Origin of the sequence: Vibrio sp. D420a (assembly GCF_030248625.1) — a bacterium.
Lineage (GTDB): Bacteria > Pseudomonadota > Gammaproteobacteria > Enterobacterales > Vibrionaceae > Vibrio > Vibrio fortis_A.
Map to the genome: position 1 here is coordinate 40809 of NZ_JAHGAN010000032.1, position 25369 is coordinate 66177.

The following is a 25369-nucleotide window of genomic DNA, read 5'->3' on the forward strand; positions in this document are numbered from 1 at the left end:
CTTCCACGTTTCAGTTAGCTCTTCTCAACAACATTTTAAGAAATAATGTTGACCTTACCCTTACGGTAAGGTTTATGTTTAGCCATAGATGAGAATTGGAGTATCACTATGAACCATTACATGACCCCACTGAGCGGCTTAAACTGCATGGGTTGCGCGAAAAAAGTGCGTAATCTACTCGGTGACGTTGAAAATACCAACATCAACGACCTGTCTCCTACTTATATTGATGTGGTTACACCTTTAAGCTACCGCGAGATTTCAGAGCAAATCGGTACGCTAGGTTACTCAATTGGTCATCAGTGGCACCTATCTCTGTCTGGCTTGAGCTGTGGCAAATGCGTCAACAAGCTCACAATAGCTCTGCAAGAACGCCCGCAGATTAGCTCATTCAATGTTTCTAAAACAGAACTGACACTCACCACCCTGCTTTCTGAGGATGAGGTTATCGAGTGTGTAGAGTCAGTTGGTTATCAAGCAAGCCCATATTCAGAAGATGCGGAAAGCGTTGAAGATAGAAAAGAAGCCAACTCAGAGAATATTCCGGTTCTGGATGCAACAGAGCAAGCACACTCTTATCATCTAGTTTTGCAGGGGATGACCTGCGCTAGCTGCGTCTCTTCAGTCGAAAAAGCGCTTAAGTCCGTCGCTCATATCGAACGAGTCCAAGTAAACCTCGCCGAGCAAACCGCGCTCGTCTTTAGTTCGAGCAGCCGTGATCAGATAGAACAACCTCTTCTGCAAGCCGTAAAAGATGCAGGCTATCAAGCGGACTTTGTAGAAGATGCGCAAACTCAGCAAGAACAGCAGCAGCGTCAGCATGCAAAACTGCAGCGATCGTTTCTGATCAACTCGATCTCAGCACTAGCTCTGGGTGTGCCTATGATGGCATGGGGTGTATTCGGCGGTAGCATGATGATCAAAAGCACCAATGACCAGATCGGTTGGGGCTTGATGGGTTTCATCTGCTTGGTACTGCTTGCGACCTCGGGTCGACAGTTCTTTATCAATGCGTGGCAATCTTTGCAGCATAAACGAGCAACAATGGACACCTTGGTCGCGCTTGGCACTGGTGCTGCATGGTTGTATTCAATGTTGGTCGTCATCGCACCGAGCTGGTTCCCTCAAGCATCGCGCCATGTCTATTTTGAAGCGAGCGCAATGATCATCGGTCTTATCTCTTTAGGTCACTATATTGAGGCCAAAGCTAAGGCTCGCACAACTCAATCGTTGCAGGCGCTGATCAACCTGCAGCCTCAACAAGCGACCGTGATTATTGATGGCAAAGAGCAGCCTATTGCCGTAGAAGCTATTGAAGTCGGTATGCAGATCCGCGTTAAACCCGGTGAAAAAATGCCGATTGATGGTGTAGTTATCTCAGGCGAATCTTATGTCGATGAGTCGATGCTTACTGGCGAACCTCTACCGAACATTAAGAAAGTTGCCGATAAGGTATCAGCGGGCACCATTAATGGTGATGGCACCCTTGTAATAGAAACGACGGGTACGGGTTCGAGCACCATGCTTGCTCGTATTATTCAGATGGTTCGCCAAGCACAGAGCACCAAACCAGCGATTGCCAAACTGGCCGACTCTATTTCCGCGGTATTTGTACCTGTTGTTGTCGCTATTGCCGCCATTGCAGCCGGTATTTGGTTTATTTTCGGTCCTGAGCCAAGCGCAAGCTATATGTTGGTTGTCTCAACCACAGTTCTTATCATTGCTTGCCCATGTGCGCTTGGGTTAGCGACGCCTCTGTCAGTTACCGTAGGCGTAGGTAAAGCCGCTGAGCTTGGCATACTGATTAAAGATGCCGATGTACTGCAATCTGCAAGCAAGGTCGATGCGGTAGTTTTCGATAAAACCGGCACATTGACTGAAGGTAAACCTCAAGTACAACAAGTGTTTAGTTACGACATCAGTGCAGCAGACCTAATGACTCTCGCCTACTCCCTAGAAGTTGCTTCTGAGCACCCACTTGCTAAAGCGATCTGTCAGCACGCGCAGTCTTTAAATCTTAATATCCAGCCAACGTCAGAGTTTGAAAACCTACGCGGCCAAGGCATAAAAGCCAAGATTGATGACCAATTGGTACAAGTAGGATCGCTAAGCTTTATGAAGAACCTCGGTATTCAACTTGATATCGCTATGAGTGCCATTGAAGCGTGCAACAAAGCAGCGTGGACCCCTATTTTTGTCTCGCAAAACAATCAACTCAAAGGCATTATCGGCGTGTCTGACACGTTGAAAAGCGACAGCAAATTAGCGATTCAACAATTACAAAATCGTGGCGTTCATACTGTGCTGCTCACTGGTGACAACCAATCGGTCGCTCAAGCGATTGGCGCTCAATTAGGAATTGATGATGTCATCTCCGACGTATTACCAGACCAAAAAGCGGAACATATCGTGAAGCTGCAACAGCGCTATAATCAAGTTGCTATGGTTGGCGATGGTATCAATGACGCCCCTGCACTTGCTCAAGCCGATGTTGGTATCGCAATGGGCAGCGGCAGTGACGTAGCCATCGAAAGTGCTCAAATGACACTGCTTAATTCGTCACCGGTTTCAGTCAGCAACGCTATTGAGTTGTCGCAAGCCACAGTGAAGAACATGAAACAAAACCTATTTGGGGCATTTGTTTACAACTCGCTAGGCATTCCAATTGCTGCGGGTGCGCTTTATCCATTTTTCGGGTTCTTATTGAGCCCAGTGGTAGCGGGAGCTGCGATGGCTCTCTCTTCCATAACCGTTGTAAGTAACGCAAACCGCTTACGACTATTTAAAACCACAGATAATAAAAACCAATAAGATTATCTTCATGAGGTACACCATGATTCGTAAAGTTCTGACTATCACAGCGCTTACTTTTATGTCTGGCCAAGTATTGGCTGCCAACGTGCTTAACCACAAGTCTCCATACTGTGGCTGCTGTACAGATTGGACCGTTCACATGCAAGAAGCTGGATTTACGGTGACAGAAAAGCTCCATGACAACATGAACGCTGTTAAACAAAAACTAGGCGTAACACCAGAGCTCGCCTCTTGTCATACAGCAGAGATCGATGGCTATGTATTTGAAGGGCATATCCCAGCAGATGACATCAAAGCTTTCTTAGAAAACCCACCACGCAACGCAGTTGGTCTTGCCGTTCCGGGCATGCCAATGGGTTCGCCGGGTATGGAATATGGCGATCAGAAAGATGAGTATTCGGTATACGCTTTCAACGAGAAAGGTCAGGTATTTGAGTACCGTCATTACAAAGGAAACTAACCTTTCCTTGCGCTAAGGCAGATCAAGCGAGAAGTCTCAGCACCTAAAACGAAAAATAGAGCCTAGTAACTGCAAACCCAAGACTTGGTATGCAAACTAGGCTCTTTGCTTTGGACAGTAAAGCAAATTTTTATAGCATCAACCGGGCTGTTGATACCAGATTTCCCTTCTACTTTCGGCTATGCAGAAGAGACGGCAAGACCATCACCTTGCCGCTCAAGCTCAATTAGAAGCCGTAAGAAGCACCGAATACGAATGCGTTGTTCGTTTTAGAGTCGCCATTTGCGAAATCTACACCGTTCGCTTGGCTACGGAACTCAAAGTAAGGCTGAACACCTTGACGAGTCCAAGTTGCACGTAGCTCGTGATCCATCGCTTCCGACTCAATCATGTAAACGTTGTTGTAGCTAACTGATAAGTCTTCGTTCACTGTATAACCGATACGGTTATCCATGCGGTAGTCTGTTTTGTCATCGTTAGAAGTCGCATCAATGTGAGCACGTGTACGGTTGCTAATCGAGATACCGTTATCGAAGTTGTAGCCGATCTTTACAAGTGGACGGTATTGAATGCTATCACCTGCAGAGTAAAGATGTTGGTAACCCGCAGCTACCCATAGGTTGTCAGTGATGTTGAATGACTGCTCACCACCTACAGTAATGAATGCGTTAGCTTGGCCTGTAGTCGCTGTAGTACCGCTCTCTTCAGCAGTTAGACCTTCAAGCTCACCCAGTTGGATACCATCAAACTCAGTGTAAACTGTTAAGCCACCCAGAGAATTGTCAAACGTATGACCAGCTTCTAGCGTAGAAGTCATTTTTGAACCGTGAATGCGACCGTCATCATGTAGCTGAACATTACCTGTCACGTAAGAAGAACCAGCAAAAGCGCTAGAAGCGAAAGCAAGAGATAGAGCACTTAGAGCGATAATTTTTTTCATAGTAAACTGCCTTAGTTTGATTTTTTCAGCGGCATATCTTCGGTACATCATTCACCTTCACCGCTTGAGTAATGGGTTGCCTCCCTGGCATGAAATCTATGTTGCTCGAATTAATTTGCGTTTCAAAATAAAAGAATCACCCCAGTGATCTTCCTCACCGTCAAAAAACAATAAGTTATTTTTAACTTTAATTTCAATTAGTTATAAAAAGTAAAAATAGATAAAAACCATGCACACAATGTAAAAACCGTTTTAGATCACATAAATACGAAATCTTCAGGCGGTTTTGAATCGCTCTATCACACTGATTTGAGACTTTTTTATAGCAGACTTATTTTTTATCGAAAATAATGAGATCTCCATCACCATGATTATGGATCAGACCAAAAACATAATGTTCAAGGAATAATCGAACCTCACAGCCCAGCTTTAAGCTTCCGGTTCAACCAGCAACAAAAAAAGCTCCCTATAAGAAGGGAGCTTTGTTATTAAACTGAATTATGTGGTTACTTTACCGTGGTCACTCGACTTGCTCGCTCACCACTTTCCGAGATAGAGCGGATGTAAACTTCACCTTCAACACTTGGTCTCTGGTTATCGTCGTACGTTAGCCAGGTTTCACCGTCTGCAGAGTATTGCAGTTCTACACCTGGAAACTGAACGTTCATCGCCAGTTTACCTGACTCGATTTTTGCACCCGGAACTGGTAGGCGGTAATCAATGCCCGCTTTTTCTAACTTAGCCAGTTCACGTTGGCCAAGTACGTTCGCAAAGCGGTTGTAGTCTTGGTTTAGCGCAGCTTTGTCTACTAGGTTAGAGCTTTGCGAGTATTCAACACCCACTTTGTAGTCGTTTTCCCAATCAGCACGGTGCCATGCACGCTCAGCGGCTGCTAGTACGCGTGGGAATACCATGTACTCATATTGCTCATCGTTACGTACTGTCTCAGACCAAAGCTGTGCTGATAGGCCATAGAATGGTTTCGCTTCGATTTCACCTTTACCAGTAAAGCCGTTACCGTCTCGGTCTACAGAGGTCTCTGCGTTCTGAGGCATGTTCTCTGGCGCAAAACCGAACATCTTACGCGTATCTGTTGCACGCGTTGCCCAGTAATAACCACGCTCTTTTGCATCGACTTCGTATGGCATGTCCATGTAGACGTAATCTGGGTTCGAAACGATCACGTCATAACCTTTCTTAGACCACTCGTATACAGATGATGTACCGCCCCAATATAGAACGTCCCAGAAGTTCACGCGGGTGTTTTCGGTAGCAAACGCCTTTTCACCTTCGCTGTATTTCAAGCCATCTTGCCAAGCTTGGAAATTTGGAATGCCCTTCTCCGCAACAATCTTCGACACTTCTTCAGCGAAGTGGCTTGGTAAGTGACCAAAGTCGCTCACTGTACCGTCCGCAATCAGAGTCTGACATTGCGGAGACTGTGCGAATGGCTTGTCCTGTTTAGACAAATCGATGTTACCCTTCCAACTCACTTTATCTTCTGCGTTGATATCTTGCAGACCTGCACCAAGCTTAATGTTCTTGGCTTCATCACCACCGAAGTGCCATGTGGTTAACGGTGTGCCAGCTTCTTGGTGCATTGCTGCAACTTCTGAAATCACCTTATCAACAAAACGAGTTGACGATTCCATACATGGGTTGATGAAGCTTTGCTTATTGTAAAACTGAACCGTCGTTACATTCGATGTGTCTTGAGGGTCCATCAAACGGTATTCGTTCGCTTCTGCTTCTTTACCTTCTTCCATCAAGCGGTCGTAACGCGCTTCCATTGATACCACTGCTGCACGAGCGTGTGCTGGCATATCGATTTCAGGAATCACTTCAATGTTACGAGCTTTCGCGTACTTCAAGATATCCACGTAGTCTGCTTTGCTGAAGAAGCCAGAGCCAAAGTTATCCGTGGTTGAACCAGAACCAAGCTGAGGCAGTAAACAGCTTTTCTCTTCAATATCGAAACAACGGTTAGCGCCCACTTCTGTCAGCTCAGGCAGACCCGGGATTTCCAAACGCCAGCCTTCATCATCGGTTAGGTGAAGGTGTAGTTTGTTCATCTTGTACGCCGCCATTTGATCTAGCGTAGCAAGAATTGCGTCTTTAGAGTGGAAGTTACGAGCCACATCCACCATCACACCACGGTAATCAAAGCGCGGTGCATCTTGAATAGAAAGCAGTGGTAAAGATTCAACGTTCTGGCTGTCTATTAGGCCAAAAATAGACTGAACCGCGTAGAAAGCACCCGTTTTGTCGAATGCTGTAATCGCAATTCCCTCTTTCGAGATGCTCAAGTCATAAGCACCAGACTTCGCTAAATCACCCTTAAATTGAGTAGGAACAACAGCAACACTTACAGGAAGGTCGCCACTCACATCTAGGTTTACCACATCTGCACGAGCTTCTAATGCCGCAAATTGTTCAGCATCAAAAGCGTCTTTTGGTAGAGCAATGCCACCAGCAATGTCGACCTTACCTTCTACAACCTTTACAGACATCGGTGTAGGCAATAGCGTCGTTGAAACATCTTGAGCGACAAGATCTGCGTTCTTTTCAAAGCGCGTCACCGCAGTCGCCATTACATTGTTGTCATCGGGAGTACGTTTTAGGTTATTGCCTTCAAGGCCAGTCACGAAAGACGCAACATCTTCAGTGTTAAGAGAAGCGATCATTTTTGGTTCGGCGTTTGGCGCGGTTACAAAAGCACCTGGCATAAAGTCAGTTTCAAATAGCTGCCAGTATTCGCCAACCAGTGGAAGGACAACTTCTTCACCCGCTGCAAAGCCATCAAACTGATCTGTAGGTTCTAGTTTATGTAGGTCACCCGTTACACGAGTAATTTTGAACTGCTCATTATCAACATCTAGGATTAAACGAATGCTGTGGAAGTAGATAGCCCAGTCTTTAGAGTCAACCGCTTCACCTTGGTTAACCAGCGTCATGTTTACCTTATTACAAGATGCCCATTCAGCGCCTAAATCTTGACATGCAAGGCCTTCATTCGCGCCATGATTTGTCAGCACCTCATATTGAACATCAAGATTGTCTGCCAACGTATTTACGACTTGTTGCTCTGTCGATTGTGTAGCAGCACACCCTGATAGACCGGCCAAAACTGCGACTGATAGTAAGTTTCTCTTCAACATCGTATTCACCCATAAGTTAAAATTGAGTGGAAGCAAATAAGTGCGCCTCCAAAAGATGAATTCACTATATGACGTTATTTTTCGCCGTGAATTAAATCAGAGCAAGAAAGTGATCGACTTCAAACACGGGCAAAGGATAAAAAATATAAAAACTTTAAAATCATAAACTTACAAAAATCGAACAATCCGTCATTTTTGTTTTGACGTAAATATTGGGAGTCACTTCACAGATTCTAGGTCAAAATTGATAGATTACTCACCGCATTTCACTGTGGTATTTTTAAAGTCAAATCAATGAGCGAATTTTTTATCGCTATAACGTGATTAATCTCTAATAAAATTACGTTAAAAACCAACGTCAAAATGGATTTTAACGAGCGACTACAATGAATTAAGGAGCCAATGTGCGCCAAATACTCAGCTTTATTGTTCTATTCTGTACAGCGTGCTCAACAGCCATGGCTGAGCCTCTGTTTTGGCAGGCGAAAAAAGGTCAACTTGAATTCATCATCTTTGGCTCTGTGCATGCTGGAGATAAATCTATGTATCCACTTCCTGAGTCAATCAATGATGCGCTTAAGCGTAGTGATGGGCTTATCTTGGAGGCTGACCTCAAACAATCCGGAGGCTTAAAGTACCCTTCAACGACAATAACAACCGCTGACGTGCTCGATCACAGTCAAGAGGCACAGTTTAAACAGATCGCCAAGTCCCTCAACTTGCCTCATCAACAGTTATTACTCTCACCACCTTGGGCTTCAGCGCTAACAGTGCAAATGAAGCAGTTTGAACAGTTAGGTTATCTACCGCAGTTTGGTGTCGACGCTCATATTGCAGCTCTTGCAGAGAAGCTTGATAAACCACTCATTACCCTAGAGTCGCTGCAATTTCAGATTGATTTGATTACTCAAGGTAAAGAAGGCGGCAAAGACCTATTACTAAGCTCTATTGAGGAATTCGATGAAACAGGCAAAGCAACCCGCTGCTTAATCGATAGCTGGAAAGCTGGAGACAAGAAAAACCTAGAGCACATTGCCGAACTGGCCGCTATGTCACCGGAGTTAACCGCAGCGTTTCTTACCGATCGCAATCATGACTGGGCTGATAAGTTGAGCAGTAGCAATTGGAAGCTAAAACAAGAGGCAACGTATTTAGTTGTGGTTGGTGCAATGCACCTCATCGGTGAACAGAGCCTTATTGATTTATTAAAGACACGCGGTTTTGACATTGTTCAATTGTCGAAGAGCGAACAAGCGCCATGCAGTGTGGAATAAGGGCTCCCGTAATCATTCACTTAGTGATGACCTTTTCATTATAAAAACATTACCTGATTGACCTAATCCTCACAATGAATAGCGCCGTCGTGGTGCTATTATATTGCGCTCGATTTAGACAAGGCATAACGTCAATGAAATCCATTTTCCTAAAAACTACATTGAGTCTTTTTATTTTTCTACCGGCCATCGTCTCCGCCAAAGAGACTTGTCATATTGAACAGTTTCAACCTGTAGACATTCAACCGGAGATCAGTGGTGGTGTATTAGATAAAGAGAGTGGCCAGTTTCTTATCACTCAAAAACCACCGATGCGCTGCGCCACTGTGACCTTCTCTACATCAACAACGCGAAATCGCATTGCCGATCAAATGAGCAACCATTTTGAAGCCACCTACTTCGACAACCAAATGAGTAACTCTCACTCTATTACGTTCGACGAAGATGCGGTTAAAGCGGGTTATATTCGTGTTGGTCCGAATAACCCAGTCGATGCTTATGTCTGCTTTGAGACATCAGAAACGCCGATTAAAGACATCACATGCGATGTAAAATAGTGCGCATGATTAGAAAAGAATTATGTGAAGGGTTGGCCTGCTAGGTCAGCCCTTTTCTTTATGCAATGGAAGGAGATTCCCTACTCGCTCCTTCGTCACTCTAGGGAATGACGTATAACTAGAAAGTTATAAGATTTCAAATGCAAAAAAGCCGTAGCCCCTATCTATTATAAAGAGGGCTACGGCTTTCTTTCATGTAATCAGTGAAGAGCTTATTTTGAACATCAGGCGAACCCACTTGGGCTCTAATCCTATTTCCTACATCCCGAAACGGCGAAAGCCTGCTCATTGAGCAGGCTTTCTTTAATGTGGTCGGTGAAGAGGGATTCGAACCCCCGACCCTCTGGTCCCAAACCAGATGCGCTACCAAGCTGCGCTATTCACCGAGACATCTAACTGGCTCATTGCCTGTCGATGGAGCGTATAATACGGAATCTGAGTTTATCCGCAAGCGCTTTTTTCATTATTTCCTTCAATATTATACCGTTCGAACAAAAGACAACCAAGCACGATGAGAATGTGACCAAATACACACACTCGCCAACAAAGATTTAACTTATGCAACAGGATTGATCCAGATCAGTAAACCGATAGGTTCAGTTAATAGAATTATACGTGTCACATAACTTTGAGGTATACACATGGACTTTTGGCTAGATCTCCTATTTGGTAATGCAGTGGGACTATCTTCAATGATAGTAATCTTCGGGGCTCTTGGTCTCATGATGTTTTATGGAGGCTTCTTCATTTACAAGGTTATGACCGACAAATCTCCTCACTAGAGTCGCCAAGCCTTAATCACCAACCTGTTTAAGTTGGGACTTAAAGATGCTTTGCACCGGAGCTGACTAATATTGTCTGCTCCGGTTTTTTCGTTTTTGAACCACCCCATAACTTAGGTATACTTTCTTTATCCCTCTCCAACTTGAGATAACCACTATGTCTCATGATGACGACCTAGATCTATTCCAACAAATGATGGGCGACGTTAAGCGTATTGACCAAGATACCGCGGAGCATCAAAAAGTTCACCGAGTCACCGAATCTCACCTTGCTAAGCGCGAAGCGGCAATGTGGCTCTCTGACGATGAAAAAGATTACCTATCTTTAGACTACTCTCCGATGTTGAAACCTGAAGATATCGTGGAGTACAAAAAAGATGGTGTGCAAGATGGCGTATACAAAAAGCTGCGCTTAGGAAAGTACCCAATTCAAGCCAAACTAGACCTGCACCGAAAAACGCTTAAAGATGCACGTAACGAGATCCTCTCTTTCTTGCGTCAATGTCTACGTATGGATATTCGTACTGTGATTATTGTTCATGGTAAGGGTGAACGCTCTAACCCACCAGCAATGATGAAAAGCTACGTCGCAAACTGGCTTTCGCAGATTAATGACGTGCAATGTGTTCACTCTGCGCAGCAGTTCCATGGCGGCACGGGCGCGGTGTATGTGATGCTAAGAAAAAGTGACGATAAAAAGTTAGAAAACCGAGAAAGACATCAAAAGCGCATGAGTTAGCTCAGAAAATTTAATTCGTGCTCAAGCTCACACTAGATGCTAAAATTATGCGCAGTTAAAGATACATACTCAGAAAGCAACTACTCGGTAGTTGCTTTTTGTTTACCTATATTCCGTTGTGAAACGCTAAGAGAAAATCATGTCACAAGAATCCCAAGCGAAACGTCTCAATAAATACATCAGTGAAACTGGCTTTTGCTCACGCCGTGAAGCCGACAAGCTGATTGATGCCGGCCGTGTCACCATCAATGGTAAAACACCAGAAATGGGCACAAAAGTCCTACCCGGAGATGACGTAGAGATTGATGGCAAACCTGTTCGCTCGAAAGAGAAGCCCATCTATATCGCTCTAAACAAGCCAACCGGTATCACTTGTACTACCGAACGTGATATCCCAGGGAACATTGTCGACTTTGTTGGCCACCATAAACGTATTTTCCCAATTGGTCGTCTTGATAAACCTTCAGACGGTTTGATTTTCCTGACCAACGACGGCGATATCGTCAATAAGATCCTTCGTGCAGGCAACAACCACGAGAAAGAGTACGTAGTCCGTGTTGATAAGCCAATCACAGGCGAGTTCTTGAAGAAAATGGCGTCAGGCGTACCAATCCTAGATACCGTTACCCTGCCATGTAAAGTGGAAAAAGAGACCAAATTCTCTTTCCGTATCACCCTAACGCAGGGCTTGAACCGTCAGATTCGTCGTATGTGTGAAGCCTTAGGTTACGAGGTATTCAAGCTACGTCGTGTGCGTATCATGAACATTTCACTTGATGGTATTCCTAATGGTAAATGGCGCTACCTAAGTGATGACGAGATCGCTGAAATCTTAGCAATGTGTGAAGGTTCAGTAAGCACAGAAGAAGCGTCGAAACTGAATGCTAAAGGTCAACGCATTCGCAAAGCAACCGATGCGAAACTGTTTGATAGCCGAGAAGAGAACCAAGGCTCTAGAGCGCGTCGCAATCAGAAAGAGAACCGCCCACGCACATTCAAAGGTAATAATGCCGATGAATTCCGTCATGCGCCAAACTCTAAGCGTGGTAAACGTCCATCTAACGGTGACGACCAGCAACGTGGTGAGCGTCAACGTACGAATCGCCAAGACCAAGAGCGCAATAATAGCCGTGGTAAAGCGCCTTCTCGCCCTCATAGCAAGCCGACAAACGCTCGCAGACAAGAGACAAACCAAGCGCCGAAGAAACGCGTTGGCGGCACACTAAGCCTCAAGAAGTAGCAAGCTGAATAATAAAAATGCCCACTAACTCTAGTGGGCATTTTTGTATTCGAAGAGAGTATGTTGAATCGCCTACAGACACAAATCAACAAACTGAGCTCGAGTCAGTTTGGCAAGGTCGCTTGGCGCCAACTCAATCTCTAAACCTCGTTTCCCCGCACTGACACAGATAGTTTCTTGAGGCTCTGCACTGGAATGGATGAAGGTTGGTAGCGCCTTCTTTTGACCAAGAGGGCTAATTCCACCAACAACATAGCCTGTTGTCTTCTGCGCAATCTCTGGATTGGCCATCTCGGCTTTTTTACCTTTGGCCGCTTTTGCAGCCAATTTCAGGTTCAGCTTCTGGTCGACAGGAATCACGGCTACCGCGAGATCTTTGGCAACACCATTCAAGCAGAAAAGCAGTGTTTTAAAGACTTTCTTTGGGTCTTGCCCCAACGCTTCCACCGCCTCTAGCCCATAGCTGTCATGACTTGGGTCATGGTCATACTGGTGGATGGCATGAGTAACTTTTTTCTTCTTTGCAAGATTGATGGCCGGTGTCATGGTTTTTCCAAATATCAGATAAACAAAAAGCGATGCCGAAGCATCGCTTTAGTTAAAATTATCAGGCGCTGAGAGTCAATCTAAACTCTCGATTTACCTAATTATTTGTAAACCATTTCACCAGATGGTGCGTACGCGTTTACGTCTACTGGGCTGTTTGCTTCTAGGTACTCTTTCAGTACTTCAGCGTCAACAAAACCAGTGTTTACGTAACCTGGGTGACCCGTTAGTTTAGGGTAACCGTCACCGCCCGCAGCGTTGAAGCTTGGTACAGTGAAGCGGTACGTTTCGTCTAGACGAAGTTGCTTACCACCGATGAATACGTTAGAAACCTTGCCGTTTTCTACTGTCATTGAGATACCAGCGAACTGAGCGTAAGCACCAGAATCGATTGGTTTCGTTGCAACAACATTCAGGTAATCCAGAACTTCAGCACCAGTCATGTCAGTGTAAGTTAGGATGTTTGCAAATGGTTGAACCGTTAGTACGTCTTTGTACGTTACTTCACCCGCTTCGATAGAATCACGAACACCACCAGAGTTCATCACAGCGAAGTCAGCTTTAGCACGCTCCATGTGAGATGTTGCGATCAAACGACCAAGGTTTGTTTGTTGGAAACGAACAACGTTACGGTCACCTTCAAGCTTGCCATTTGTTTCAGCAATCTTAACTTCAAGCTGTGCTTGGCCTTGCTCTTGGAACGGACGTAGGAACTCTAGTAGTTCTGGATCTTGCGCAATCTCATCTTGGATAAGAACACGTTGTTTCTTACCGTCGATCTTAACCTTCTTCTTCAGGTTAACTGGGATTAGGTCGTAGCTTACCATCTCTAGTTCGCCATTACGGAATTCGTAATCAGCACGGCCTACGTATTTACCCCACTCGTGAGCTTGAACGATGTAAGTACCGTTTTGTACGTCTGGCTTACACTCGTCACCTGGCTTGAAGTTTTTCTTCGCCACGTTCGGGCCTTCCATACATACAGGCTCTTGAGAGTGACCACCAACGATCATGTCTAGGTCACCTTCGTTTAGGTAGCGAGCTAGAGCAACGTCACCCGGTGCGTTAACACCACGTTGACCGTTTTCGTAGTGACCCATGTGAGTTACTGCGAAGATAAGATCCGGCTTTTCTGTCTCTTTAAGCTCAGCAATCAGCTCTTTCGCTTCTTCTTTCGGGTCACGGAAGTCGATGCCAGCGATGAACTCAGGGTTACCGATCTTAGCTGTATCTTCTGTCGTTAGACCAATAACAGCGATCTTAATACCTTGCTTCTCAAACATTTCGTAAGCTTGGAACTTGCGCTCACCTGTCGCTTTATCGTAGATGTTTGCAGATAGCATTGGGAAGTTTGCCCAATCGATCTGTTTAGCTAGCACGTCTAGAGAGTTATCAAACTCGTGGTTACCCAATGCCATTGCATCGTAACCGATCTTGTTCATGCCTTTGAAATCTGGTTCAGCATCTTGTAGGTCTGACTCTGGAACACCAGTGTTGATGTCACCACCAGATAGAAGCAGCACGCTACCACCTTCTGCACGAATCTCTTCACGAAGCTCGTCGATTAGAGTCTTACGAGCGGCCATGCCGTACTCACCGTATTTATTCTGCCAGAAGCGACCGTGGTGGTCGTTAGTGTGCAGAACTGTTAGCTTGTAAGTTTTATCGTTTTCCCACTCTTGAGCTGGTTGAGATGCACAACCTGCAAGAGTTGCTAGGATCGCAGCACTGAGTGCTGTCTTTAGAATAAGGCGTTGCTTCATTGTCATACCTTTGAACTTTTTAGGGGAATCCACTGCTTTAAAATCATCCAGATTAAACGGACGCTTGTTTGGCAAACGTCGTTAAAGGATAGTAAAACTTGAAGTAGTTTAAATTAAGAAGGTAAACCTAACAGAGTGATTTCATATTTATGTAGGATAGATCACCTTAATCAGCTTTCGATTGTGTAACAAACAAACAAAGTTGCATTTCAGTCAATAAGTGATCACAGGCAAACGTTTTCATGCATTTTCGAGCCATTTGTGATATTGATTAACCAATCAACAAGTTAAGGTAACTTAAGTTTAATTTATAATTATTATCAAACACTTAATGTTACGATATAACATATCAACCTTAATCATTTCAGCGTGAATGTCGAAAGTTTCTCTATACAATCACACAAACCTTAGATACAAAAAAAGCCGGCTCAATGCCGGCTTTTTGTTCTTTAATTACGACTATTTAATGTCGATATGATCGAAACCTTTGATCAAATCATCAAGTGCTTTCATTTGTGCTAAGAACGGCTCTAGCTTATCCAATGGAAGTGCCGAAGGACCATCACAACGTGCTTGATCTGGGTTCGGGTGCGCTTCAATAAATAGACCAGCGATACCTGTCGCTAAACCTGCTTTTGCAAGTTCAACCGTCTGCTCACGACGACCGCCTGATGCCGCACCTGAAGGGTCACGCATCTGCAGTGAGTGAGTCACGTCAAAGATGATTGGGCTACCGTTTGATGCTTTTTTCATTACACCAAAGCCAAGCATATCGACAACCAAGTTGTCGTAACCCATGCACGAGCCACGCTCACAAAGGATGATGTTTTCGTTACCACACTCAGCAAATTTATCAACGATGTTACCAACTTGACCAGGGCTCATGAACTGAGGTTTCTTCACGTTGATTACAGCGCCTGTCTTAGCCATCGCTTCAACTAGGTCAGTTTGACGAGCTAGGAACGCAGGAAGCTGAATCACATCAACGACGTCTGCTACTGGCTGTGCTTGAGCTTCAGTATGAACATCCGTGATGATTTTCACGCCAAACGTATCTTTCAGCTCTTGGAAAATCTTAAGACCTTCTTCCATGCCTGGACCACGGTATGAGTGTACAGAGCTGCGGTTCGCTTTATCAAAAGACGCCTTAAATACGTAAGGGATACCAAGCTTCTCAGTCACTTTTACGTAGTGTTCACAGATCTGCATCGCTAGATCGCGAGACTCAAGAACATTCATACCTGCAAATAGCGTAAATGGCTTGTCGTTTGCAATTGGCATATCGCCAATGTGAACTGTTTTCTGTTCCATCATATTCTCTCTAGATAATTATTAATTAGTGAACCACAACGACTTTTTCGTTCATCGCGTTCACTTGAGATTTAAGTAACTCAGATGCAGGGTCATCTGGGCATTGGTCAATAAAATACTGATAGTCAGTCGCTGCGATTTGGTGACAATCAAGTTGCTGATAGATAAAACCACGATCGCGAATTTCATACGGATCATCTGGCACAAAAGTCAGAGCCAAATCGGTACACTTCAGTGCAAGAGTATAGCGCTCTTCTCGCAGCAACGCGCTTTTCAAAAGCGCTAACCACTTACCGATAATGGTTGGGTGATCAGCAACTTCAAGATGTTCGCTCTTCACTTCAGCCAGCGGGCCATCATGACCAATCAGCCAAGCACGCAGAGTTTGCTGCCCAACATACTCACCATTGTAGGGGTTGATGTAGACAGGGGCTTGATCGTACCAAGTGACCTTGAGTAGGAACTGCGTTGGAAAAGAGACACCATCAACAGGGAAACCCAACTTACGTCCTAGGTACAAAAAGATAGCACCTAAACTCACAGGCACGCCCTTCTTGCGCTCTAACACCTTATCAATAAACGCATTATCTGAAGAGAAATACGCCTCTTTATCTCCAGCAAACCCCCACTCATAAAAGAAAAGGCGAATAAAAGATTCAAACTTTTGCTGTTCGTCTGTCTCATGCACCAATGCTTGTTCAGCATCACTCAGCAGTCGAGCCAGTTCTAGCTCTGCCCACTTGTCTTGAGTCTCAGGGTTTACCGCTTTATTTAAGATCAAAGCACCTTCCACCAGTTCTAACTGGTCAAAGTCTTCGTCAAAAAATTCGTACATAGATAATTAACCGAAATACTAAGATAACTAACCTAAACAGGGAGATAATTAGCCGAAGAATGTTGGAACTTTAGTCACAGCAATCTTACCTGCCATCGCCAACCAGCCTAATGCGCCGAAAAACGAAAAGGTTCTAAGCAACTTGTTTTTACCGAACTTAAGCGCAAAGAAGCCCAGTGCGATGTATGCCATAACGCAAGTCAGTTTCTCTGTTAGCCATGGCGCTGCTGGGGTAAACGGAATAAAACCAGTAATAAAGATCAGACCAATACCAGACAACAGCAGTAGTGAGTCGTTAATATGTGGGAAGCGCTGCAAGAATGGATGCTTAAGCATTGGAGAATTTGCCATCATAAGCGCGTAGCGAACTGACAGTAGTAGAGCGCTAAGCCCAACCGTCAATAAGTGAAAATGTTTTAAACCTTCGTACATGATATCCCTTTAATTTCTTTTATTGGCGTTTTATCTAACACCGACACTAAGGTAGATAGCGTCCCAAAGTGACTCTATCATTACCGCCATAGTCTTTTTCTGTCATGACGTCTAAATAACCCAAGGCCTGCATGATCTCGCGAACCGCATCTCCTTGATCGTAACCGTGCTCAAATGCCAACCAACCATCTGCTTCTAGATAGTGGCGAGCATTGTCGGCAATATGCTTGATGTCTGCTAACCCTTTCTCTTCCGCAACCAGCGCTGTGATAGGTTCGAAGCGCACATCCCCTTGAGACAGATGTGGATCATCTTTCTCGATGTAAGGTGGATTCGATACTATCAATGAAAAGCGACTGTTTTCAGGCAACGGTTCAAACCAACTACCATTTAAAAAAATGGTGTTGGTAATGTTAAGGCGTTCCGCATTCTCGCTAGCGAGTTGTTGCGCTTCAGGACGCAGGTCAATCCCTGTCACATTGCGATTAGGCATCTCAGATGCGAGTGCCAATGCAATCGCCCCTGTACCTGTCCCTAAATCGAGGATGTCACCTGTCTTACCGAATGTTTTATCCAACGCAACTTCAACCAAACGCTCAGTGTCAGGTCGAGGAATCAAGGTTGAAGGAGAAACTTTCAAAGGTAACGACCAAAACTCTCGCTCACCGACAATATACGCGACCGGTTCTCCGGTGAGTCTGCGCGTTAGCAGTTTATTGAAATGCTGTTCTTGTTCGAGAGTCAGATGTTTTTCTGGCCAGGTAAGAAGGTAGGAGCGAGGTTTATCAAGCGTGTGGCAAAGCAGCACAGCGGCATCAATAGAGGGCGAAGTATTCTCGCCCTCTTGAAGCTGTACGATTGCTGCTTTTAATGCACTTTCAACCGTATAGGCAGATTGCATAGGGTTTAGTTGTTCTCAGCTAGCGCAGCAAGTTGGTCAGCTTGGTGCTCTTGCAGTACTGGATCAACCAGGCTTTGTAGGTCGCCTTCTAGCACTTCGTTCAGACGGTAAAGTGTTAGGTTGATACGGTGATCAGAAACACGGCCTTGTGGGTAGTTGTATGTACGGATACGGTCACTACGGTCACCCGAGCCTAGTAGGTTACGACGTGTGTCTGATACTTCAGCAGCACGACGCTCTTCTTCAGCTTGTACAATACGTGCAGCAAGAACCGCCATCGCTTTCGCTTTGTTTTTGTGTTGAGAACGCTCGTCCTGACACTCTACTACTGTACCTGTTGGTAAGTGAGTAATACGGATTGCAGAGTCCGTGGTGTTAACGTGCTGACCACCCGCGCCCGATGCACGGAAGGTATCAATTTTCAGGTCTGCCGCTTTGATTTCTGGAAGATCCGCTTCTGGGATTTCCGGCATAACAGCAACAGTACATGCAGAAGTATGAACACGACCTTGAGATTCAGTCTCTGGTACACGCTGAACACGGTGACCGCCTGACTCAAATTTCATCACGCCGTAAACGCCTTCACCGCTTACTTTAGCGATCATCTCTTTGTAGCCGCCTTGCTCTGAGTCATTGCTGCTCATCACTTCAACGCGCCAGCCTTTCTTCTCAGCAAACTTAGAGTACATACGGAACAGGTTACCCGCGAAGATACCCGCTTCGTCACCACCGGCACCGGCACGGATCTCTAGGAAACAGTTACGCTCGTCGTTTGGATCTTTTGGTAGCAGTAGGATTTGAAGCTCATCAGTCAGACGTTCAATCGTCTCTTTTGCTTCTTTAATCTCTTCCTGCGCCATTTCGCGCATCTCTTCGTCGTCTTCTTGTGCCATATCTTCGGCAGCTTCTAGATCGTCTTGCGCTTGCTGGTACGCTTGGAAGCACTTAGTCACTTCTTCTAACTGAGAGTACTCTTTCGATAGTGCACGGAATTTGTTTTGATCACCGATCACATCTGGATCACCAAGCAGGTGTTGAACTTCTTCGTAGCGTTCAACAAGTGTTTCAAGCTTTACTAGAATCGAGGCTTTCATATTCGTCTTATCTTTTTGGAGGTCTAAATTTATTGAGGGTCTTCTAAGCCCAAACTCTGTCTAATGACCGTTAATTTCGCAGGTTCTCCTTGCTCAGCAGCACTTTGTAGTGCGCGTGTTGGAGCATGGATCAATTTGTTTGTGAGCTTATTACTCAGCTCAAGCAAGACTTTCTCAGGATCACCACCCGCAGCCAGTGACTGTAAACTCTTACTTAATAATTCTTCTCTGATTTCATTCGCTGACTTTCGGTACTCGCGAATGCTATCCACTGCTTGCAATGAGCGCATCCAGCTCATAAAGGCGGCGCTCTCTTCACTTACAATCGCTTCAGCCTGAATCGCTTCAACCTTGCGCTGCTCGATGTTGCCATCAACAATCGATTGCAAGTCATCAACCGTGTATAGGTAGGCATCATTAAGATCGCCTACTTCTGCTTCAACATCACGAGGAACCGCGATATCAACCAGCAGCATAGGTTGATGTTTTCTCTGCTTAAGTGCGGTCTCAACCATACCTTTACCGATAATCGGCAGAGGACTCGCCGTTGAGCTGATCACGATGTCCGCCTTATTGAGGTGGTCTGGGATCTCATTCAAGCTGATCACCTCAGCACCAAACTCTTCAGCTAAACCTAAAGCACGCTCACGAGTTCGGTTAGCCACAATCATTTTAGTACAGCCATTTGCTGAAAGGTGCTTAGCCACAAGTTCAATCGTTTCACCGGCACCTACTAGCAGTACCGTTGAGTCTTCAATCGACTCAAAGATGTGCTTCGCCAATGTACAGGCTGCGTAAGCAACAGAAACGGCGCTACCGCCAATCTCAGTCTCGGTACGAACACGCTTGGCAACAGAGAATGACTTTTGGAACAGCTTTTCCATCGACGCATCAACGGCTTTCTGCTCACGCGAATCAGAATACGCTTGCTTTACCTGTCCGAGAATTTGAGGCTCACCCAATACTAAAGAGTCTAAGCCACACGCAACACGCATTAGATGTTTAATTGCCGCTTGCTCTTCATGGATATAAAGGCTGGGTTTCAGCTCTTCTGGGCTAACGTCATGAAATACTGATAGCCATTCAATCAGCTTATTCTTAGCCGCACTCTTAACGTCACAATACACTTCTGTTCGGTTACAAGTGGACAGTATGACACTTCCATTCACGTGTGCATTTGCGTTAAGTTGCCTTAGTGCATCAGATAATTTATCTGGACCAAACGCTACTTTTTCTCGCAATTCAACCGACGCTGTATTGTGATTGATACCTACGGCAAGCAAAGACATGTATCAGAAGTTCTCGATCAGGGTTTAAAAACAGGATGCCGAATTTTACTTGATGCATGGCTCTATTTAAAGGGTAAGCAGTATTTGTTTTCCTGAGTTCGTGAATTCAATGCTATAGTTGAAGCGTTTTTTCGATATTATTGAACAAGTTGTGAGCAAACATGGATAGATTTCGTAAAATTGCCTCTTTAATTTTTTTCTGTCTGATCGTAGCAGGTTGTGTTTCTGTACCCGAACAACCGACCAGTGTGGAGTGGCAAGCACATCAGCGACAACTTCAAGAGATCCAATATTATCAAGCAACAGGCAAGCTTGCTTATATCTCTCCCGAAGAGCGCCAAAGCCTCAATTTTTTATGGAAACACTCTCCAAACTTCAGTCAATTACGGCTGACCACGTTCTTAGGTCAAACGGCACTTAACCTCACAATCAACGAGTACGGCGCTAAAGTCGTTACTTATGATGATCAAGTATTTACCCATAGAAGTGCATCTAAACTGGTTAAACAGCTAACTGGGCTGACGATCCCCGTTGATCATCTACCTCAATGGCTACTCGGTAACCCTGATGAAGCAGACACCTACTTATTGAACGCCAACAATACCGTAGAAGCGCTTTCTAAGCAGATCGATGGCAAAGCTTGGCAGCTCACCTTTGACCGCTATCGCGACGTCACTTTAAGCCAAGATATCGATAGCCAAAACGATACCGTTGAAAAGGTACTACCTCTTCCAACACGACTCTCATTTAAACAAGATGAAAATAAGATCAACATTGTGGTCTCTAAATGGACACTCGATAAATGATTTCGACACAAACTCATTGGCCGTCACCGGCTAAACTGAACCTTTTTCTCTACATTACTGGTCGTCGTGATAACGGCTATCACGAATTGCAAACCCTGTTTCAATTTGTCGACTTCGGTGATGAACTCAGTATCACCGCTCACCAGCGCTCAAACCAAATCAATATTTCACCTCAAATTCCAGGTGTCGCTACCCAAGATAACCTAATCTGGAAAGCCGCTACCGCCCTTCAGCAGTATGCCAATACCAACTTCGGCGCTGATATTGAACTCAAGAAAGTTCTGCCTATGGGTGGCGGTATTGGTGGTGGTTCATCGAATGCGGCAACTGTGTTAGTCGCATTAAACTACCTTTGGCAACTCGGGCTTTCTGATGATCAGTTAGCAGAGATAGGCTTAAAGCTAGGCGCAGACGTACCTGTATTTGTTCGTGGCTTCTCTGCTTTTGCTGAAGGTGTAGGTGAACAGTTGCATCCAGCGAACCCTGAAGAGAAGTGGTATTTAGTGGTTAAGCCTCAAGTGAGCATAGCAACTGTGGACATATTCACACATCCAGAATTAACCAGAAACACGCCGAAGCGAGAGCTAGCAACGCTTCTAGAGCAAGAATACGTAAACGATTGCGAAAAAATTGTACGAATGCTGTACCCAGAGGTTGATAAGCAACTTTCATGGCTGCTACAATATGCGCCGTCGAGATTGACCGGCACCGGTTCTTGCGTTTTTGCTGAATTTTCGAGCAAAAACGAAGCAGAATCTGTACTGGCAAAACTGCCTGACAACGTCTCTGCATTTATTGCTAAAGGTCGAAATCTTTCACCTTTAAAAGAGACGCTGGCTGAATACCACTCAGCCCACCCACAATCTAATTAAAACTGGACGCAACCCTGAGGTTTCCACCGTGCCTGATATGAAGCTATTTGCTGGTAACGCAACACCTGAACTAGCCCAACGTATTGCTGATCGTCTATACATCTCTCTTGGCGATGCTACTGTAGACCGTTTTTCTGATGGCGAAGTCGCTGTTCAAATCAATGAAAACGTTCGTGGTAGCGATGTATTCCTGATTCAATCAACTTGTGCACCAACCAATGACAACCTAATGGAATTGGTGGTAATGATTGACGCAATGCGCCGCGCTTCTGCTGGCCGTATTACTGCTGTAATCCCTTACTTCGGTTATGCCCGTCAAGATCGTCGTGTACGTTCTGCACGTGTGCCAATTACTGCAAAAGTTGTTGCAGATTTCCTTTCTAACGTTGGCGTAGACCGCGTTCTTACTATCGACCTACACGCAGAGCAAATCCAAGGCTTCTTCGATGTACCAGTTGATAACATCTTCGGTACTCCAGTTCTTCTAGAAGACATGGCTAACCGTGGCCTAGAGAACCCAGTTGTGGTTTCTCCTGACCTAGGTGGCGTTGTACGTGCTCGTGCAACAGCTAAAGCTCTAGGTGACGTTGATATCGCTATCGTTGATAAGCGTCGTCCACGTGCTAACGTTTCTGAAGTAATGAACCTAATCGGTGATGTTGAAGGTCGTGACTGTGTTATCGTTGATGACATGATCGACACAGGTGGCACACTATGTAAAGCAGCTGAAGCGCTAAAAGAGCGCGGTGCTAAGCGTGTATTCGCTTACGCAACTCACGCTGTATTCTCTGGTGGTGCTGCAGACAACATCAAGAACTCTGTTCTAGACCAAGTTATCGTAACTGACTCTATCTCACTATCTCCTGAGATGGCAGCAACAGGTAAAGTAACGACTCTTAGCCTATCTCGCATGCTTGCTGAAGCGATTCGTCGTATCAGCAACGAAGAGTCAATCTCTGCGATGTTTAACTAAGACTCACAACTCTACCCATAGAGTGATGCGTTTAAAAAGCACTTCGATTGAAGTGCTTTTTTTATACCTGTCGTATATTGCGCTAAGGTTAGTGTCATAAGTGAGGTTCTCGAGCAGAGACAAGTTTTCCACTGCTCGCACCTTTTTCATAAATTGTGATATCATACGGCGCTTTTTGAAATCCCGAGAGAGATCCATACCTTGAGCCAACAAATAAAACTTCTCGTTGGACTGGCAAATCCAGGTCCAGAATACGCCAAAACTCGCCACAATGCGGGCGCATGGGTAGTTGAAGAATTAGCACGCGTACACAACGTTACACTAAAGAATGAAGCAAAGTTCTTTGGTCTGACTGGACGCATTATGGTTCACGGTGAAGATCTTCGCTTGTTGATCCCAACAACTTACATGAACTTATCCGGCAAAGCCGTTGCGGCATTGGCTAAGTTCTACCAAATTAAACCAGAAGAGATCATGGTTGCACACGATGAACTCGATCTCCCACCTGGCATTGGTAAGTTCAAGAAGGGTGGCGGCCACGGCGGTCACAATGGACTCAAAGACATCATCAGCAAGCAGGGTAACAATAAAGAATTCTACCGTCTTCGTTTAGGCATCGGCCATCCGGGACATAAAGATAAAGTTGCAGGTTATGTATTAGGCAAAGCTCCGCAAAAAGAGCAAGAGTGTATTGATGCCGTTGTTGACGAATCAGTACGCAGCCTAGACATCTTATTAAAAGATGGCCTATCAAAAGCACAAAATCGCTTACATACGTTCAAAGCAGAATAAGGTTTATATCATGGGTTTTAAATGTGGCATCGTTGGTCTACCAAACGTTGGTAAGTCAACTCTGTTTAATGCACTAACTAAAGCAGGTATCGAGGCAGCAAACTTCCCGTTTTGTACCATCGAACCAAACACAGGTATCGTTCCAGTACCTGATCTACGTCTAGATGCATTAGCGAAAATTGTTAATCCGCAGAAGATCCTTCCTACAACGATGGAATTCGTTGATATCGCTGGCCTAGTTGCTGGTGCATCTAAAGGTGAAGGTCTGGGTAACAAATTCCTAGCAAACATCCGTGAAACTGACGCAATTGGTCACGTAGTTCGCTGTTTTGAAAACGAAAACATCGTTCACGTTTCTGGCAAAGTATCACCAATCGAAGACATCGAAGTGATCAACCTTGAACTTGCACTGGCTGACTTAGACAGCTGTGAGCGTGCAATTCAACGTAACGCTAAGAAAGCAAAAGGCGGTGACAAGGACGCGAAGTTCGAAATCACTGTTCTAGAAAAGCTACTACCAGTTCTTACTGAAGGTGGTATGGCGCGTACAGTTGAGCTTTCAAAAGAAGAAGCGGCAGCAATTGGCTACCTAAACTTCCTTACACTTAAGCCAACAATGTACATTGCGAACGTAAACGAAGACGGTTTCGAAGATAACCCGTACCTAGACGCAGTTCGTGAATACGCAGAAAAAGAGAACAACGTAGTTGTTGCTGTATGTGCAGCTATTGAATCTGAGCTATCTGAACTTGAAGACGAAGATCGCGAAGAGTTCCTAGCAGACATGGGTATCGAAGAACCAGGTCTAAACCGTGTTATCCGTTCTGGTTACGAACTACTTACTCTGCAAACTTACTTTACTGCTGGTGTTAAAGAAGTGCGTGCTTGGACTATCCCTGTAGGTGCAACTGCGCCACAAGCTGCAGGTAAGATCCACACTGACTTCGAAAAAGGCTTCATCCGTGCAGAAGTTGTTGGTTACGACCACTTCATCGAGTTTAACGGTGAGAGCGGTGCAAAAGATGCAGGTAAATGGCGTCTAGAAGGTAAAGACTACATCGTTAAAGACGGCGATGTTGTTCACTTCCGCTTCAACGTATAAGTTTTATTAGCAACTTATTGCCAAAGGCCAGTGTTCTCACTGGCCTTTTTTGTTTTCTCAATTCAATGATTTCTATTCATATCAAAATTAACTTCGCCAAAATATCGGGTTTCAACCCCATTTTTTGATCACAAATACGCCTCTTTGTCTAAAAAGAAATCGAACAAGCATTTATTCGTGATTTATTTAAAAAAAAAGTTGACGGGTTTCACTCAACTACGCATAATGCGCCCCGTTCCCAACGAAGCAGCAACGCTTCAAAACGGAACGACAATTTGGAAATGGCTACTTAGCTCAGTTGGTTAGAGCACATCACTCATAATGATGGGGTCGCAGGTTCAAATCCCGCAGTAGCCACCATTTCCTAAATACTTTCCTCTTAAATGAGTTAGAGTCTTTAGGAAATATGCGGAAGTGGCGGAATTGGTAGACGCACCAGATTTAGGTTCTGGCGCCGCAAGGTGTGAGAGTTCAAGTCTCTCCTTCCGCACCATATTTGAGATATCTTTTGATATCAATTGTTGGGCTATCGCCAAGCGGTAAGGCACCGGCTTTTGATGCCGGCATTCCCTGGTTCGAATCCAGGTAGCCCAGCCACAAATTAAAGTGCAATTATCTTTAAAAAGGTAATAGCATTGAAAGCGAGTTTGGTTTATATTGTCTCGCTCTCAGATGGCTACTTAGCTCAG

Annotated in this window: 21 protein-coding genes, 4 tRNA genes and 1 pseudogene; 15 read left to right on the forward strand and 11 right to left on the reverse strand. The window is 44.9% G+C overall.

Annotation, left to right across the window (positions count from 1 at the left end; translation table 11 throughout):
- The first annotated feature begins 108 nt into the window (after window positions 1-108).
- Both KI743_RS20110 and KI743_RS20115 read left to right on the forward strand, forming a co-directional pair.
- Complete coding sequence (locus tag KI743_RS20110) at window positions 109-2811, forward strand: heavy metal translocating P-type ATPase (protein WP_285467914.1); 2703 nt, start codon at window positions 109-111, stop codon at window positions 2809-2811.
- 22 nt (window positions 2812-2833) lie between these two features.
- The gene (locus tag KI743_RS20115) at window positions 2834-3274 is read left to right on the forward strand and encodes a DUF411 domain-containing protein (RefSeq protein WP_285467916.1); all 441 of its coding nucleotides are present in this window, start codon (window positions 2834-2836) and stop codon (window positions 3272-3274) included.
- A 226-nt stretch (window positions 3275-3500) separates the two neighbouring features.
- Here the strand turns inward: KI743_RS20115 and KI743_RS20120 are convergent, their stop codons facing one another.
- Both KI743_RS20120 and KI743_RS20125 read right to left on the reverse strand, forming a co-directional pair.
- Complete coding sequence (locus tag KI743_RS20120; RefSeq protein ID WP_285467917.1) at window positions 3501-4214, reverse strand: oligogalacturonate-specific porin KdgM family protein; 714 nt, start codon at window positions 4212-4214, stop codon at window positions 3501-3503.
- A 506-nt stretch (window positions 4215-4720) separates the two neighbouring features.
- Window positions 4721-7372, reverse strand: coding sequence for a beta-N-acetylhexosaminidase (locus KI743_RS20125; protein WP_285467919.1), 2652 nt, complete (start codon window positions 7370-7372; stop codon window positions 4721-4723).
- A 404-nt stretch (window positions 7373-7776) separates the two neighbouring features.
- Here KI743_RS20125 and KI743_RS20130 point away from each other — a divergent pair, with 404 nt between their 5' ends.
- Both KI743_RS20130 and KI743_RS20135 read left to right on the forward strand, forming a co-directional pair.
- Complete coding sequence (locus KI743_RS20130; RefSeq protein ID WP_285467920.1) at window positions 7777-8646, forward strand: TraB/GumN family protein; 870 nt, start codon at window positions 7777-7779, stop codon at window positions 8644-8646.
- A gap of 134 nt (window positions 8647-8780) precedes the next feature.
- Entirely contained in the window at window positions 8781-9203 is a 423-nt protein-coding gene (locus tag KI743_RS20135) for a hypothetical protein (RefSeq protein ID WP_285467922.1), read from the forward strand.
- Between the two features lie 309 nt (window positions 9204-9512).
- On the opposite strand, the gene KI743_RS20140 is transcribed toward KI743_RS20135, so the two are convergent.
- A tRNA-Pro gene (locus KI743_RS20140) sits at window positions 9513-9589 on the reverse strand.
- 255 nt (window positions 9590-9844) lie between these two features.
- On the opposite strand from KI743_RS20140, the gene KI743_RS20145 reads away from it, so the two are divergent.
- The 3 genes and pseudogenes from KI743_RS20145 to rluF form a co-directional block, all read left to right on the forward strand.
- Window positions 9845-9985 carry a DUF3149 domain-containing protein gene (locus tag KI743_RS20145; RefSeq protein ID WP_004739790.1) on the forward strand — a complete coding sequence of 47 codons (141 nt, stop codon included), beginning with the start codon at window positions 9845-9847 and terminating at the stop codon, window positions 9983-9985.
- 157 nt (window positions 9986-10142) lie between these two features.
- Window positions 10143-10724 (forward strand): DNA endonuclease SmrA, encoded by a 582-nt coding sequence (gene smrA / locus KI743_RS20150; protein WP_032550078.1) that lies wholly within the window; start codon window positions 10143-10145, stop codon window positions 10722-10724.
- 139 nt (window positions 10725-10863) lie between these two features.
- Window positions 10864-11793: pseudogene (gene rluF / locus KI743_RS20155) on the forward strand (23S rRNA pseudouridine(2604) synthase RluF); the annotation flags it as partial.
- Window positions 11794-12036: 243 nt separating this feature from the next.
- Here the strand turns inward: rluF and ybaK are convergent.
- From ybaK to hemA, 8 genes are all read right to left on the reverse strand, one after another.
- Window positions 12037-12510, reverse strand: a complete 474-nt coding sequence (gene ybaK, locus KI743_RS20160; protein ID WP_032550076.1) for a Cys-tRNA(Pro) deacylase — start codon at window positions 12508-12510, stop codon at window positions 12037-12039.
- Between the two features lie 101 nt (window positions 12511-12611).
- On the reverse strand, window positions 12612-14273 hold the full coding sequence (gene ushA / locus KI743_RS20165) for a bifunctional UDP-sugar hydrolase/5'-nucleotidase UshA (RefSeq protein WP_032550075.1): 1662 nt from the start codon (window positions 14271-14273) through the stop codon (window positions 12612-12614).
- Window positions 14274-14732: 459 nt separating this feature from the next.
- Entirely contained in the window at window positions 14733-15584 is an 852-nt protein-coding gene (kdsA, locus tag KI743_RS20170) for a 3-deoxy-8-phosphooctulonate synthase (protein ID WP_032550074.1), read from the reverse strand.
- A gap of 25 nt (window positions 15585-15609) precedes the next feature.
- Complete coding sequence (locus KI743_RS20175; protein ID WP_032550073.1) at window positions 15610-16419, reverse strand: SirB1 family protein; 810 nt, start codon at window positions 16417-16419, stop codon at window positions 15610-15612.
- A gap of 48 nt (window positions 16420-16467) precedes the next feature.
- Entirely contained in the window at window positions 16468-16851 is a 384-nt protein-coding gene (locus KI743_RS20180; protein WP_032550072.1) for a SirB2 family protein, read from the reverse strand.
- A gap of 46 nt (window positions 16852-16897) precedes the next feature.
- Entirely contained in the window at window positions 16898-17752 is an 855-nt protein-coding gene (prmC, locus tag KI743_RS20185) for a peptide chain release factor N(5)-glutamine methyltransferase (RefSeq protein WP_285467925.1), read from the reverse strand.
- Between the two features lie 5 nt (window positions 17753-17757).
- Window positions 17758-18846: a peptide chain release factor 1 gene (gene prfA, locus KI743_RS20190; RefSeq protein ID WP_285407660.1), complete on the reverse strand. Its 1089-nt coding sequence runs from the start codon at window positions 18844-18846 to the stop codon at window positions 17758-17760.
- A 29-nt stretch (window positions 18847-18875) separates the two neighbouring features.
- Window positions 18876-20135 carry a glutamyl-tRNA reductase gene (hemA, locus tag KI743_RS20195; protein ID WP_032550069.1) on the reverse strand — a complete coding sequence of 420 codons (1260 nt, stop codon included), beginning with the start codon at window positions 20133-20135 and terminating at the stop codon, window positions 18876-18878.
- A gap of 161 nt (window positions 20136-20296) precedes the next feature.
- Between hemA and lolB the strand changes: the two genes are divergently transcribed.
- The 8 genes from lolB to KI743_RS20235 all read left to right on the forward strand — a co-directional run bounded on the left by lolB (window position 20297) and on the right by KI743_RS20235 (window position 25277).
- Window positions 20297-20941 carry a lipoprotein insertase outer membrane protein LolB gene (gene lolB, locus KI743_RS20200; RefSeq protein WP_285467926.1) on the forward strand — a complete coding sequence of 215 codons (645 nt, stop codon included), beginning with the start codon at window positions 20297-20299 and terminating at the stop codon, window positions 20939-20941.
- Entirely contained in the window at window positions 20938-21813 is an 876-nt protein-coding gene (ispE, locus tag KI743_RS20205; RefSeq protein WP_285467927.1) for a 4-(cytidine 5'-diphospho)-2-C-methyl-D-erythritol kinase, read from the forward strand. Before lolB ends, ispE begins: the two co-directional genes overlap by 4 nt.
- 28 nt (window positions 21814-21841) lie before the next feature.
- Entirely contained in the window at window positions 21842-22786 is a 945-nt protein-coding gene (locus KI743_RS20210; protein WP_032550066.1) for a ribose-phosphate pyrophosphokinase, read from the forward strand.
- A gap of 201 nt (window positions 22787-22987) precedes the next feature.
- On the forward strand, window positions 22988-23578 hold the full coding sequence (gene pth / locus KI743_RS20215; RefSeq protein ID WP_032550065.1) for an aminoacyl-tRNA hydrolase: 591 nt from the start codon (window positions 22988-22990) through the stop codon (window positions 23576-23578).
- Window positions 23579-23588: 10 nt separating this feature from the next.
- Window positions 23589-24680, forward strand: coding sequence for a redox-regulated ATPase YchF (gene ychF / locus KI743_RS20220; protein WP_032550064.1), 1092 nt, complete (start codon window positions 23589-23591; stop codon window positions 24678-24680).
- A gap of 283 nt (window positions 24681-24963) precedes the next feature.
- Window positions 24964-25040 (forward strand) — tRNA-Met (locus KI743_RS20225).
- A gap of 48 nt (window positions 25041-25088) precedes the next feature.
- A tRNA-Leu gene (locus KI743_RS20230) sits at window positions 25089-25173 on the forward strand.
- 29 nt (window positions 25174-25202) lie between these two features.
- Window positions 25203-25277, forward strand: a tRNA-Gln gene (locus tag KI743_RS20235).
- Window positions 25278-25369 lie beyond the last annotated feature (92 nt).